Raw genomic sequence first — 13160 nt, forward strand, 5'->3', positions numbered from 1 at the left:
GACGAACGGAGGATGCATGGCGAGAGAGGGAGCAGAAGAACACGACACGGGCGATTCCGGTGACCTCGCGCAGACCCGCGCCGCCACCGCGGAGGACGATCCGATGGCCACGGCGGCGGTGGAGGTCACCCCCACGACCGGTCGCCGCGCGCGCACCCAGCGCATCCGCACCCGCCGGGTGCTCGGCGGTGGACTGGTCGAGGTTCCGCCGGTTCCCGTGCGCGAACCGCAGTCGGTCATCCTCACCGATCCACACGTCCCGGAGCGCAAGCGGTTCTGCTGGAAGTGCGGCAGGCCGGTCGGCCGTTCCTCCGACGACGGCCCTGGGGCCACGTCCGGGTTCTGCCCCCACTGTGGGGCCCGGTTCCAGTTCGCGCCGTTGCTCTCCCCCGGCATGGTGATCGCGGGCCAGTACGAGGTGCAGGGGTGCATCGCGCACGGCGGCCTGGGTTGGATCTACCTGGCGATCGACCGCAACGTCGACAACCGCTGGGTCGTCCTCAAGGGCCTGCTCCAACTCGGCGACGCCGAGGCGCACGCGGTAGCGGCCGCCGAGCGTCAGTTCCTCGCCGAGGTGCGACACCCGAGCATCGTGGAGATCTACAACTTCGTCGAGTTCCAGAAGGAAGGCTCGCCATCGGCCGGCTACCTGGTGATGGAGTACGTGGGCGGAAACTCGCTGCGCGACATCCTCGCCACATACAAGCGTCCCGAGCGCCTGCCCGTGGAGCAGGCCATCGCCTACATCCTCGAGATCCTCCCCGCCCTGGAATACCTCCATTCGATCGGTCTGGCCTACAACGACCTCAAGCCCGAGAACGTGATGGTCACCGACGAGCAACTCAAGCTCATCGATCTGGGCGCGGTGGCACCGCTCGAGAGCTACGGCTACCTGTACGGCACTCCGGGCTTCCAGGCGCCGGAGATCACCGAGACCGGACCCACCGTTGCGTCCGACATCTACACCGTCGGAAGAACTCTCGCGGTCCTGACCCTCGACCTGCCGACCGAGCACGGACACTACGCCGACAGGCTGCCGTCCCCGACGCACGCACCGCTGCTCGCCCGCTACGACTCCTACCGGCGGCTGCTGCTGCGGGCCACCGCGTCCGACCCGAAGCGGCGGTTCCGGTCCGCCGAGGAAATGTCGGGTCAGCTCAGTGGTGTGCTGCGCGAGATCGTCTCACTCCAGACCGACGAGGAACACCCGATACTCTCGACCGTCTTCACCCGCCAGCGGGCGATGTTCGGGGCGGACGAGATCGTCGAGCAGACCGACGTCTTCGCCGACGGCATCGAACGCGACCGGACCCTGAACCCGCAGAAGGTGGCCCAGTCCCTCGCGGTGCCGCTGGTCGATCCCGACGATCCCGGCGCGCCCCTGGTGAACGCGGCCGCGCACAGCGATCCCCGACTGATGCTCGATCTGCTCGACCGCGCCCGCGAGAACCGCGACCGGGAAACCCCGGAATCGCTGGAACTGCTTCTCGCCGAGGTACGGGCGCATCTCGATCTCGGTGACGCGGACGGTGCGCGGCAACTGCTGCGCCCGTTGGCACTGACCCATCCGAACGACTGGCGCATCGACTGGTATCGGGGCATCGCCGCCCTCACTGTGAACGAATTGGCTTCCGCCTACATGTCGTTCGACAACGTCCACAGCGCGCTCCCGGGTGAGGTGTCCCCGCAACTGGCGATGGCCGCCACCGCCGAACTCCTCCTCGAGCACAGCACCGAGCCCGGAATCGACCGTTGGCGACTGCCGGCGCTCGAGTTCTACCGACGGGTGTGGCGGATGGACCGGAATATCGTGAGCGCCGCGTTCGGCCTGGCCCGACGGCTCGCCGCGGACGGCGACGTCCACGGCGCCGTCGCCGCCCTGGACCAGGTCCCGGTCGGTTCCCGCAGCCACGCCGTGGCACGGATGACAGGGGTCCTGACGTACCTGTCGGTGCGGCCGATCGGCGACATAAGCGAGGAGACGCTGCGCGAGTGCGCCCGGCGAGTGGAAACGCTGCCCCGTACCGAGATTCGCGGTCCGCAGATGCGGACTGTGGTTCTCGGCACTGCCCTGCAGTGGCTACTCGCCGGGCACACCCCGGAAACCGCACGCGAGCCGCTGCTCGGTGTCCCCTTCACCGAGCGCGGCCTGCGTGCGGGCACCGAGGCCGCCCTACGCGCGATGGCACGCGGTGCGCCTACCGCGACTCACCGCTACACACTCGTCGATCTCGCGAACGCGGTGCGCCCCCGGAGCCTGTTCTGAGCGTCGCGTCGAGACGACTTCCGCTGCCGGACTCCTGGATTCGCGCTCCCAGCCAGGCCAGGGCCGCGAGGATCGACACGACGGCAACCGGGATCGGCAGTACCAGCGGTGTCGCCAGCGTCAGAGCCACGGTGAGCAGGGGCACGAGCATCCGCCCCGGCTCGGGACGAAGGTCCGTCCTCGGGGAGCGCTCGATCCAGTCGCGGTACCGCGTGCCGTCGTCCATCGTCAGACCTTCGTTTCCTGCTTCAGCTCCACGACCTTGTCGTCGCGGTGTCCGAGGCCCACGTGCGCCTCTTCGCGCATCCGCTCGACCATGTGCGGGTAGTGCAGCTCGAATGCCGGTCGTTCCGAACGGATCCGGGGCAGCTCCGTGAAGTTGTGCCGCGGCGGCGGGCAGCTGGTGGCCCACTCGAGCGAGTTGCCGTAACCCCACGGGTCGTCGACCGTCACGATCTGTCCGTAGCGGTAGCTCTTGAAGACGTTCCACAGGAAGGGCAGCGTCGACGCACCGAGCAGGAACGAGCCGACCGTGGAGATCGTGTTCAGCGTGGTGAACCCGTCGGTGGGCAGGTAGTCGGCGTAACGACGGGGCATGCCCGACGCACCGAGCCAGTGCTGGACGAGGAACGTCATGTGGAAGCCGACCAACGTGGTCCAGAAGTGCCACCGTGCCAGGCGCTCGTCCATCATGCGGCCAGTCATCTTCGGGAACCAGAAGTAGATACCCGCGTAGGTGGCGAACACGATGGTGCCGAAGAGCACGTAGTGGAAGTGCGCCACCACGAAATACGTGTCGGTGACGTGGAAGTCGAGCGGCGGGCTGGCCAGCAGCACACCGGACAGGCCACCGAAGAGGAACGTCACCAGGAAGCCGACCGCGAACAGCATCGGTGATTCGAACGTCAGCTGACCGCGCCACATGGTGCCGATCCAGTTGAAGAACTTCACACCGGTCGGGACCGCGATGAGGAACGTCATGAACGAGAAGAACGGCAGAAGCACGGCGCCGGTGGCGTACATGTGGTGCGCCCACACGGCGATCGACAGCGCCGCGATGCCCATGGTGGCGTACACCAGGCCGCTGTAGCCGAAGATCGGCTTACGCGAGAAGACCGGGAAGATCTCCGACACGATGCCGAAGAAGGGCAGCGCGATGACGTACACCTCCGGGTGGCCGAAGAACCAGAACAGGTGCTGCCACAACATGACTCCGCCGGTCGCGGGATCGAACAGGTGGGCACCGAGATGCCGGTCCACCCACAGGCCGATCAGGGCGGCAGCGAGCAGCGGGAACACCAACAGGATCAGCAGAGACGTGATGAGGATGTTCCACGTGAAGATCGGCATCCGGAACATGGTCATGCCGGGCGCGCGCAGGCACACAATGGTGGTGATGAAGTTGACCGCACCGAGGATCGTGCCGACGCCGCCGAGTGCCAGGCCGATGATCCAGAGGTCGGCGCCCATGCCCGGAGCGTGCACGCTGTTCGACAACGGCACGTAGGCGGTCCACCCGAAGTCGGCGGCACCACCGGGGGTGATGAAGCCGGCCGTCGCGATGAGGCCGCCGAACAGGTACATCCAGTAGCTCAGCGAGTTCAGCCGCGGGAAGCTGACGTCCGGCGCGCCGATCTGTAGAGGTACCAGGAAGTTCGCGAAGCCGAACACGACCGGGGTCGCGTACAGCAGCAGCATGATCGTGCCGTGCATCGTGAACAGCTGGTTGAACTGCTCGTTCGACAGGAACTGCAGTCCCGGGATCGCCAACTCGGTCCGCATCAGCAGCGCCATGAGGCCACCGATGAGGAAGAACGCGAACGCGGTGACCAGGTACATCACCCCGAGCACCTTGGGGTCGGTGGTCGTGATCATCTTGTAGATGAACGACCCCTTGACGCCGCGGCGAGCCGGGGCCGGCCGCGACGGTGTCAGCATTCGTGGTGGAGCGAGATCGATCTCGGGGTTGGCAACCATACCCGGAATAGTCGGACTTCCGAGGGTTCCGCGACGAGGGCCTAAGGTCCCGATCCTCCGCGCCGAGTGACACCTCTTTGCGAATCAGACCAGCGCGATCGCTTTGCGTGCTATCGCGAGCTCCTCGTTGGTGGGCACCACCAGGACCTCCACCGTGGAGTCGTCCGCGCTGATCCGCCGCTCTCCGGTCTCCGCGGACGCATTCCGCTCGTCGTCGATCACGATACCCAGACGGCCCAATCCGGCAAGGACATCGCGGCGCAGGTCCGCATCGTGTTCGCCGACGCCGGCCGTGAAGGTGATGACGTCCACGCCCCCCAACTCCACGAGGTACGCGCCGACGTAGCGACGCACCCGGTGCACGTAGATGTCGTACGCGAGCTTGGCCGCCGCATCCCCGTCGGCGACCATCTGCTTGACTGCCCGGAAGTCGTTCTCGCCGCACAACCCCTTCAGGCCGGAGTGCCGGTTGAGAAGGTCGTCGAGGTCGTCGCCCTTCATGCCCGCGTTGCGGTTCAGGTGCAGGATCACGCCGGGATCCAGGTCTCCGCTGCGGGTGCCCATCACCAGCCCCTCGAGCGGTGTCATGCCCATCGACGTGTCGACGGCACGTCCACCGCGGATCGCCGCGGCCGACGCCCCGTTCCCCAGGTGGAGGACGATCTGGTCCAGCTCGCCGTAGTCGCGGCTCAGGAAGGCCGCTGCGCGTCCGCTGACGTACTCATGCGACGTGCCGTGGAAACCGTAGCGGCGCACCCCGTTCGTGCGAGCCACCTCGGCGTCGATCGCGTACGTCGCAGCGGCCTCCGACAGCGTGTGGAAGTACGCGGTGTCGAACACCGCGACGTGTGGAACGTCGGGCAGGAGGCGACGCGCCACCTCGATCCCGACGACGTTCGGTGGATTGTGCAGCGGGGCCAGCGGCGACAAGCGCTGCAACTCGGCGACCACCGCGTCGTCGACGACGGTCGGCTCCTGGAACACCGGCCCGCCGTGCACGACGCGGTGGCCCACCGCCGCCACTCCCCACTCGTCCAGAGAGCGTCCGGCCTCGGCGATGACGTCCTCCGCGGCGTGCAGTCCGGCGGTGTGGTCGGGGATGACGAGCTCACGTTCGACGACGCCACCCGGGTGGTGGTAGACGATGCGCCCGGACGACTCCCCGATCCGTTCGACGAGCCCCGACCCGACGGCGTCGCCCGCCGCCGGGTGGACGAGCTGGAACTTGATCGACGAGGATCCCGAGTTGATCACCAGCACAACCGGTTCGGTCACTTCAGCACCACCTTCGAGGGAACATCCTGGGCCTGGATCGCGGTGATGGCGACGGTGTTGACGATGTCCTGCACCAGCGCCCCGCGGGAGAGGTCGTTGACCGGTTTGTTCAGCCCCTGCAGCACCGGGCCGACCGCGATCGCACCGGCGCTGCGCTGCACGGCCTTGTACGTGTTGTTGCCGGTGTTGAGGTCCGGGAACACGAATACCGTTGCCCGCCCCGCCACCTGCGAGTGCGGAAGCTTGGTGTGCGCGACCGTCGGTTCGACCGCCGCGTCGTACTGGATCGGGCCCTCCACCAACAGGTCCGGGCGGCGCTCGTGCACCAGCGCGGTTGCGGTGCGCACCTTGTCCACGCCGATGCCCGAGCCGGAGTCGCCGGTCGAGTAGGAGAGCATCGCGATCCGCGGATCGATCCCGAACCGGGCGGCGGTCTCGGCCGACGAGATCGCGATGTCCGCGAGCTGCTCCGCGGTCGGGTCCGGGACAACGGCGCAGTCGCCGTACGCCAGCACCCGGTCCGCGAGGCACATCAGGAACACACTCGACACGGTCGACACCCCCGGCGTCGTCTTGATGATCTCGAGCGAGGGCCGGATCGTGTGCGCCGTGGTGTGCGCGGCACCGGACACCATGCCGTCCGCGATCCCCTTGTGCACCATCATCGTTCCGAAGTACGAGATGTCGCCCATGATCTCGCGGGCACGTTCGATCGTCATCCCGCGATGCGCCCGCAGTCGCGCGTACTCGGCCGCGAACTCCGAGAGATAGTCCGACCGTTTCGGGTCCAGGACCGTTGCCGACGACAGGTCCACACCGAGTTCCGCGGCGCGGGCGCGGACCTTCGACTCGTCGCCGAGGATCGTCAGGTCGACCACCCGGCGGCGCAGCAGGCGCCCGGCAGCCCGCAGGATCCGGTCGTCGTCGCCCTCCGGCAGCACGATCCGCTTACGCTCGGCCCGGGCCCGATCCAGCAACTGGTACTCGAACATCTGCGGCGTCACCACCGACGGCAGTTCCACCCGCAGGCGCGCGATCAACGTGGGCGCGTCGACCCGGCGTTCCATGAGCGCGAGCGCGGTGTCGATCTTGCGGAGCGAGCCGACCGCGACCCGTCCGCGGGTCTGTGCGGCGATGTTGGCGGTCTCGAAGGAATCGAAGTGCGTGGCGAGAAGCGGCAGCCGCGGGCTCAGTCCGGCGATCAACCGCGCCACCGATCGGTGCGGCTCGATCCCGCCGCTCATGACGATCCCCGACAACGACGGGAAGCCCTGCGCGTCATGCGCATTGACCAGCGCTAGAAGCGCGTCGGACCGGTCGCCCGGCACGATCACGAGCGATCCCTCGGAGATCCGCTCGAGGATGTGCTCGGCGGTCATGGCGCCGACGGTCACGTCCAGTGCCTCGCGCTGCAGCAACGCGGTGTCACCGCTGTACAGCACTCCGTCGAGCGCCGTCGACAGTTCGGCCATCGTGGGCGCGACGAGCAGCGGAATCTCCGGCAGACTCCACACCGGGACACCGGCCGATTCCGGTGCGGCGGCGTACTCCTCGAGCCGCTCAGGATCACAGCGGTTGACGACGATCGCGACCAGGTGTGCATGCTGCGCAGCGAGTTCCGCGGTGCACACGCTCGCGAGTTGGGCCACGTCCCGCGGGCTGCGGTGGGCGCCACGCAGCGTCAGCAGCACCGGCGCCTCGAGGTTGGCCGCGATCCTGGCGTTGTAGCCGAGTTCGCTGGGGCTGGCGACCTCGGTGTAGTCGCTCCCCACGATCACGACGGCGTCGCACTCGTCGGCCACCTGGTGGTACCGGGACACGATCTCGCTGAGCGCGCCGTCGGGGTCCGCGTGTACCTGGTCGTACGTCACGCCCATGCACTGGTCGTAACTCAGGTCGGCGGTGGTGTGGTCGATCAAGAGTTCCAGGATGTGGTCGGTCTCGTCATCCGACCGCGCGATCGGACGGAAGACGCCCACCCGAGCCGTCGATGCGCACAGCATCTGCAGCACGCCCAGGGCCACCGTCGACTTGCCGGTGTCCCCCTCGGGTGAGGCGATGTAGACGCTGGACACGCTGCCCGAATCAGCCATGAGCGACAGCCTAGTGAGGATCGCGCATAATCGGCGTCCATGAGTGAAACGGCATTCCCGGACGTCCGGTGGGGTTCGGAGAACAGCATTCTGCGCCGGCCCGGGATCGCGTTCGCGTCGACCAAGCTGGGTTCGTGGACCATCCGCAGACTGGCGGGTGTGGACCGTCGGCTGCTCGAGCGCAGCAGGGGCCGCATCACCGTCCTCGGACCGATCGGCGCCCCCACCGTCCTGCTCAACACCGTCGGCCGCAAGTCCGGGCAGCGTCGAACCAGTCCGCTGCTGTATATCCGCGACGGCGACCGGCTGGTGGTCGTCGGCAGCAACTTCGGGCAGGACCATCACCCGGCGTGGACGTCGAACCTGCTGGCGCAGCCCGAGGCCGGTGTGACGATGGCCGGACGCGACATCCCAGTGCTGGCCACCCAGGTCACCGGCGAGGAGAAGGAACGGCTGTACAAGCAGTTCGTCCAACTGGCCGGCGCCTACGCCGTCTACCAGGGCCGCACCGACCGCGACATCCGGATGTTCGTCCTCACCCGCCGCTGAGCGGTCTCAGCCCCCTCTGGCCGAATGTCACATACGTTCAGTTGGACTGAACGTATGTGACATTCGGCCACACCGACGGGGTCAGACGACCGAGGCGCGATCGATGTCGGAGACGTCGGCGCCCGCCGATTCGAGGCGCTTGAACAGTTCGTCGGTGCCGTACTTCGAAGCGAACTGCAGTTCGGAGTCGGTGATCGGCACCGCCTGCAGCCACGTCGTCACGTCCTCGTCCCGGTCGACGAGGATCTCGAGCGTGGACCAGATGAACGGGACGACCAGCAGCACGTGCCGCGTGGAACGGCCCGGATCGGCTGCATGAACCGCGTTGGGAACGATCGTGTTCGGGGTGACGTGCAGGGATCCGGACGCGATCTGGAACGCGCACTGGGCGAGGACGTCGGCCAGTGGCCGATAGTCGGCGCGGCCGACGGTGATCAGCTCGGTGCGGATCGGTCGGCCGTCGTCGGTCGTGACGTTCGTCGGGAACCGAACCATGTCCAGGGTCGCGTAGGACGCGTAGCCGGGGCCGGGGCAGCCGTCGCCGACCGCGATCGACACCTCTTCCGGATCCTCACCGTCACCGTCCGGATCGACGGGTGCCCGGAACCGCAACACCTGTGGCGACACACCGAAAACCTCGCCGATTCGGTGTGCCGCCGCCCGGACTTCTTCACTCGCTTCCATGGGAACGAGCCTAGAGCTCGGTTCCAGGTGAACCGGCGTCAGGCCAGCGCGCGCAGACGCGGTGCGAGGTCGCGCTCGAACAGATCCAGGAACCGCTTCTGGTCGTGGCCCGGCGCGTGGAACACCAGGTGGTTGAGGCCCGCGTCGAGGTACGGCTTGATCATCGCGACGGCCTCGTCGGGGTCGGACGACACGATCCAGCGCTTGGCGACCTGCTCGATGGGCAGCGCGTCTGCCGCGGCCTCCATCTCGATCGGATCCTCGATGCTGTGCTTCTGCTCCGGCGTCAGCGACAGCGGCGCCCAGAACCGGGTGTTCTCGAGCGCAGCCGCCGGATCCGTGTCGTACGAGATCTTGATCTCGATCATCCGGTCGATGTCCGCAAAGTTGCGGGCCGCCTTCTCGGCCCCCTCCTTCACCGCCGGGATCAGCTTCTCCGTGTACAGATCCATGCCCTTGCCGGACGTGCAGATGAAACCCTCACCCGCGCGGCCCGCGTAGCGGGCGACGACGGGGCCACCGGCCGCGATGTAGACGGGGATGCCGCCCTCGGGGACGTCGTAGATCGAGGCGCCCTTGGTGCTGTAGTACTCGCCCTCGAAGTCGACGCGGTCACCGGTCCACAGATCGCGCATCAACTGCACCGACTCGCGCAGCCGAGCGAAACGCTCCTTGAACTCGGGCCACTCGCCCTTGAAGCCGGTCGCGATCTCGTTGAGCGCCTCACCGGTGCCGACACCGAGCATCACGCGTCCCGGGTACAGGCAGCCCATCGTCGCGAACGCCTGCGCCACCACGGCCGGGTTGTAGCGGAACGTCGGGGTCATCACAGACGTGCCCAACTGCAGGCGCTGCGTGCGCTCACCGACCGCCGTCATCCACGCGATCGAGAACGGCGCGTGGCCGCCGTTGTGCCGCCACGGCTGGAAGTGGTCGCTGACGGTGACGCTGTCGAGGCCGTGTTCCTCGGCCATCACCCCCAGCTCGACGAGGTCGCGCGGGCCGAACTGCTCCGCGGAAGCCTTCAATCCCAACTTCAGTCCCTGTACCACCGGTTCTCCGATCGTCTACCCGATTCGATTGGCTTCGAGTATGCCCCGCGTCACTCTCGGGCTGTAGCCCCGTCTCATCGGTCGTGGTCGGTGGGGTGCGCGAGATCGTGTTCGACGAGATCCGGTGCGGGTGTCCAGTCGTAGACGACGGACGTACGCAGCAGGATGTCCTGGAGGGATCTGCGGCGGGCATCGACGGCGGCCCAGAACAGTCCGAATCCGAAGAGCACACACAGCACCGCACGGACCGCGCACCGCGGCAGCCGGACCAGTCGGCCGTTACGACTGACCAGGCGCAGTCCCATCGCGACCGCACCGACCGAGCGTCCGCTGGTTGCCCAGCACACCGTCAGGTAGAGCACCGAAAGCCCGAGAAAGGTGGTGATCGACAGCAGAAGCTGTGTGTGCGGGAAGCGAAACTCCTGCGGCGAGAACAACAACCGGGCGAAGACGAGCGCCGCATAGATCACGCCCATCAGAAACAGCACGACACCGATGTCGATGAGTGCCGCGAGACCGCGGGTGACGATGCCCGCAGGGCGGTGAGCCGGGCCCGACTGCCGGACATCGGTCATGAGTCACCGCCCTCGCGGCCGAACAAACGCCCGACGAAGCCCGCGACCGCATCGTCGGCTGCCATGCCCTGGGTCCGCGCGCCACGCACCGCCTCGGTCGACATCGAACTCGTCGATTCCCGGATGATCCGGGGCAGGTCGACGCCATCGATGACCTCGTTGGACAATCCGACCAGGTCGATCCGTTCGATCACCGCGTCCACGTCCACCTTCGCGGCGATCGCGTCGACGTCGACCCTGTCGACGATTCGCCCGATGTCGACCCGATCGATGATCCGCTCGACGTCCACCCGGCCGGCGACGTCGTTCACGTCCACGCGATCCAGGATCGGCGCAATGTCCACCCGTGCCGCAATCGCGTCGACATCGACGCGGTCGACGATGTGCTCGATGTCCACTCGGTCGACGATCCGCTCGACGTCGATGCCCTCGGCAATCGTGTCCAGGTCGACGTGATCGCGCACGACCGTCGTGATGTCGACCTCCGCCAGCGCGGCCGCCACCACCCGACGAACGACCATCCGCAGCAGCCGTTCGGTGACGGCGTCCGCCACCCTCAGCGTCTCGGCGCCGCGCGCATCCAGCGCTGCGAGGCCGGCCCCGACGACGGGCAACCGCGATGCCACGTCCAGCGTCGTGGTCGCCGCGAGCCGCGCGCCGTCGCCGAGCAGCGCGACGACTCCGGCCATCACGCGTACCGGATCCGGAATTCGATTGCCGTCCATACAGACATCCAAGACGCAACACGCAGGATTGTCGACACATGGGTCGGGCGCGTCGGCGATCCGCTCCCCCGCCTCCCGCCCCGCGGATATGCTGGGCTGAGCTTCACTCAGCCGGAAAGCAATTCAGGCCAATTCGGCCGGAGGTGCGCGATGAGAAGCTCCGGAACGGCGGTCGATGCAACAGCACGCCGGATCCTCCATTCACTCGTCCTCGTCGGGACGATGGTGGCCTCGATGGTCGGTACAGCGCTCACCGCGCACGCCGAGCCGTCGAGCGTCGCGGGCATCGTCCAGGTGAGCGACCGGGTGACGCGAATATCGGTGTACTCGCCGTCCATGGACCGGGTGGTCACCAGCGACGTCATCCATCCGGTCGGTGGCGGCCCCGCCCCCACGTTCTACCTGCTCACCGGGATCGGCGGCGGCGAGGACGGCATCTCGTGGTTCAACAACTCGACGGTTGCGCAGTTCTTCGCCGACAAACACGTCAACGTGGTGCTGCCGGTGGGCGGCAAGTACTCGATGTACACCGACTGGGTGGCCGACGACCCGGTCCTGGGCCGCAACAAGTGGCAGACGTTCCTCACCCGTGAGCTGCCGCCGGTGATCGACCGCCAGTTCGGGACGACCGGAGTCAACGCCGTCGGCGGCGTCTCGATGGCGGCGGGCCCGGTACTCGACCTCGCGATCCAGGCACCCGACGTCTACCGCGCCGTCGGCTCGTACAGCGGCTGCGCGCAGACCAGCACCCCGAACGGGCAGGCGATGGTGCGATCCATGGTCGAACTGCGCGGCGGGGCCAACGCGGCCAACATGTGGGGACCCATCGGTGGTCCGACATGGGTGCAACACGACCCCGTCGTGCAGGCGGAACGGTTGCGCGGCAAAGCTTTGTACCTGTCCGCTGCGTCGGGTGTGCCGGGTCCGATCGACGAGCTCAACCCACTGTTGGCCATCCCGCAGGCGATCGGCGGCGGCGTGGTGGAGGCGATCACGCAGGGCTGCACCGGGGTGATGGCCGCGCGACTGCAGTCGCTCGGGATCCCCGCGACGGTCGTCTTCCGCAACCAGGGCAGCCACTCGTGGGGTCTGTTCGAGGCCGAGATGCAGGACTCGTGGGCGGTGATCGGACCGGCGATCGGAGCGTGACGGATACTGGTGACGTGAGTACCGACGAGCGGAACCGCGGCTGGACCTATCTGATGGACATGGATGGTGTGCTGGTCCACGAGGAACACATCATCCCGGGCGCCGACGCCTTCCTGGCCGAACTCCAGGAGGCCGGAAACCCGTTCATCGTCCTGACCAACAACTCGATCCGTACCCCACGCGACCTGCGTGCCCGGTTGCGGCGCAGCGGCCTCGACATTCCCGAGGAGTCGATCTGGACGTCGGCGCTCGCCACCGCGACCTTCCTGAAGAACCAGCGTCCCGGCGGAAGCGCCTACGTGGTGGGCGAATCCGGCCTCACCACGGCGCTGCACGAGATCGGTTACGTCCTCACCGACAACGACCCCGACTACGTGGTGCTCGGCGAGACCCGGACCTACTCCTTCGAGGCGATCACCACCGCAATCCGCCTGGTCGAACGGGGCGCCCGGTTCATCGCGACCAACCCGGACGCCACGGGCCCGTCCCGCGAGGGATCACTGCCGGCAACGGGTTCGGTGGCAGCGCTCATCAGCCGTGCCACCGGTCGCGAACCGTACTACGTGGGCAAGCCGAATCCGCTGATGATGCGGTCGGCGCTGCGTGCGATCGGAGCGCACTCGGAGAACACGTTGATGATCGGCGACCGCATGGACACCGACGTCGTGTCGGGGCTCGAGGCGGGCCTGCAGACCATCCTGGTGCTCAGCGGCATCTCCACCCGGGAGACTGTCGAGACGTTCCCGTACCGGCCGACGCTCGTGCTCGAGTCGGTGGCCGATCTGGTGGGTCGCACGGCAAACCCGTTCTGACAC

General features: G+C 67.6%; 11 protein-coding genes. 4 read left to right on the forward strand and 7 right to left on the reverse strand.

Going from position 1 to position 13160, the window contains the following annotated elements; genetic code table 11:
• Positions 1-16 precede the first annotated feature (16 nt).
• Entirely contained in the window at positions 17-2266 is a 2250-nt protein-coding gene (locus tag ACQ5DX_RS19035; protein WP_430334045.1) for a tetratricopeptide repeat protein, read from the forward strand.
• A 228-nt stretch (positions 2267-2494) separates the two neighbouring features.
• Here ACQ5DX_RS19035 and ctaD read toward each other — a convergent pair whose 3' ends face one another.
• The 3 genes from ctaD to pta all read right to left on the reverse strand — a co-directional run bounded on the left by ctaD (position 2495) and on the right by pta (position 7611).
• The gene (ctaD, locus tag ACQ5DX_RS19040; RefSeq protein ID WP_430334046.1) at positions 2495-4243 is read right to left on the reverse strand and encodes an aa3-type cytochrome oxidase subunit I; all 1749 of its coding nucleotides are present in this window, start codon (positions 4241-4243) and stop codon (positions 2495-2497) included.
• Between the two features lie 84 nt (positions 4244-4327).
• Positions 4328-5518, reverse strand: a complete 1191-nt coding sequence (locus ACQ5DX_RS19045) for an acetate/propionate family kinase (RefSeq protein WP_430334047.1) — start codon at positions 5516-5518, stop codon at positions 4328-4330.
• Entirely contained in the window at positions 5515-7611 is a 2097-nt protein-coding gene (gene pta, locus ACQ5DX_RS19050; RefSeq protein ID WP_430334048.1) for a phosphate acetyltransferase, read from the reverse strand. The genes ACQ5DX_RS19045 and pta overlap by 4 nt, the downstream gene beginning before the upstream one ends.
• Before the next feature lie 39 nt (positions 7612-7650).
• Here pta and ACQ5DX_RS19055 point away from each other — a divergent pair, with 39 nt between their 5' ends.
• Positions 7651-8160: a nitroreductase/quinone reductase family protein gene (locus ACQ5DX_RS19055; RefSeq protein ID WP_430334049.1), complete on the forward strand. Its 510-nt coding sequence runs from the start codon at positions 7651-7653 to the stop codon at positions 8158-8160.
• An 81-nt stretch (positions 8161-8241) separates the two neighbouring features.
• Here ACQ5DX_RS19055 and ACQ5DX_RS19060 read toward each other — a convergent pair whose 3' ends face one another.
• The 4 genes from ACQ5DX_RS19060 to ACQ5DX_RS19075 form a co-directional block, all read right to left on the reverse strand.
• The gene (locus tag ACQ5DX_RS19060; RefSeq protein WP_430334050.1) at positions 8242-8844 is read right to left on the reverse strand and encodes a suppressor of fused domain protein; all 603 of its coding nucleotides are present in this window, start codon (positions 8842-8844) and stop codon (positions 8242-8244) included.
• 38 nt (positions 8845-8882) lie between these two features.
• The gene (gene fgd / locus ACQ5DX_RS19065; protein WP_430334051.1) at positions 8883-9896 is read right to left on the reverse strand and encodes a glucose-6-phosphate dehydrogenase (coenzyme-F420); all 1014 of its coding nucleotides are present in this window, start codon (positions 9894-9896) and stop codon (positions 8883-8885) included.
• Positions 9897-9970: 74 nt separating this feature from the next.
• Entirely contained in the window at positions 9971-10471 is a 501-nt protein-coding gene (locus ACQ5DX_RS19070; protein ID WP_430334052.1) for an RDD family protein, read from the reverse strand.
• The gene (locus tag ACQ5DX_RS19075; protein ID WP_430334053.1) at positions 10468-11196 is read right to left on the reverse strand and encodes a hypothetical protein; all 729 of its coding nucleotides are present in this window, start codon (positions 11194-11196) and stop codon (positions 10468-10470) included. Before ACQ5DX_RS19075 ends, ACQ5DX_RS19070 begins: the two co-directional genes overlap by 4 nt.
• A 150-nt stretch (positions 11197-11346) precedes the next feature.
• Between ACQ5DX_RS19075 and ACQ5DX_RS19080 the strand changes: the two genes are divergently transcribed.
• Together ACQ5DX_RS19080 and ACQ5DX_RS19085 are read left to right on the forward strand one after the other, a co-directional pair.
• A complete protein-coding gene (locus ACQ5DX_RS19080) occupies positions 11347-12345 on the forward strand; it encodes an alpha/beta hydrolase (protein WP_430334054.1) in 999 nt (332 codons plus the stop codon).
• Positions 12346-12398: 53 nt separating this feature from the next.
• A complete protein-coding gene (locus tag ACQ5DX_RS19085; RefSeq protein WP_430335742.1) occupies positions 12399-13157 on the forward strand; it encodes an HAD-IIA family hydrolase in 759 nt (252 codons plus the stop codon).
• Positions 13158-13160: the final 3 nt, after the last annotated feature.

This window comes from Rhodococcus sp. ACT016 (assembly GCF_050477185.1).
Lineage (GTDB): Bacteria > Actinomycetota > Actinomycetes > Mycobacteriales > Mycobacteriaceae > Prescottella.

Bases quoted from the DNA above. Each gene is read 5' to 3' on its own strand.
- ACQ5DX_RS19035 (WP_430334045.1), top strand. From the start codon at position 17: ATGGCGAGAGAGGGAGCAGAAGAACACGACACGGGCGATTCCGGTGAC.
- ctaD (WP_430334046.1), bottom strand. From the start codon at position 4,243: ATGGTTGCCAACCCCGAGATCGATCTCGCTCCACCACGAATGCTGACA.
- pta (WP_430334048.1), bottom strand. From the start codon at position 7,611: ATGGCTGATTCGGGCAGCGTGTCCAGCGTCTACATCGCCTCACCCGAG.
- ACQ5DX_RS19055 (WP_430334049.1), top strand. From the start codon at position 7,651: ATGAGTGAAACGGCATTCCCGGACGTCCGGTGGGGTTCGGAGAACAGC.
- ACQ5DX_RS19060 (WP_430334050.1), bottom strand. From the start codon at position 8,844: ATGGAAGCGAGTGAAGAAGTCCGGGCGGCGGCACACCGAATCGGCGAG.
- ACQ5DX_RS19070 (WP_430334052.1), bottom strand. From the start codon at position 10,471: ATGACCGATGTCCGGCAGTCGGGCCCGGCTCACCGCCCTGCGGGCATC.
- ACQ5DX_RS19075 (WP_430334053.1), bottom strand. From the start codon at position 11,196: ATGGACGGCAATCGAATTCCGGATCCGGTACGCGTGATGGCCGGAGTC.
- ACQ5DX_RS19080 (WP_430334054.1), top strand. From the start codon at position 11,347: ATGAGAAGCTCCGGAACGGCGGTCGATGCAACAGCACGCCGGATCCTC.
- ACQ5DX_RS19085 (WP_430335742.1), top strand. From the start codon at position 12,399: ATGGACATGGATGGTGTGCTGGTCCACGAGGAACACATCATCCCGGGC.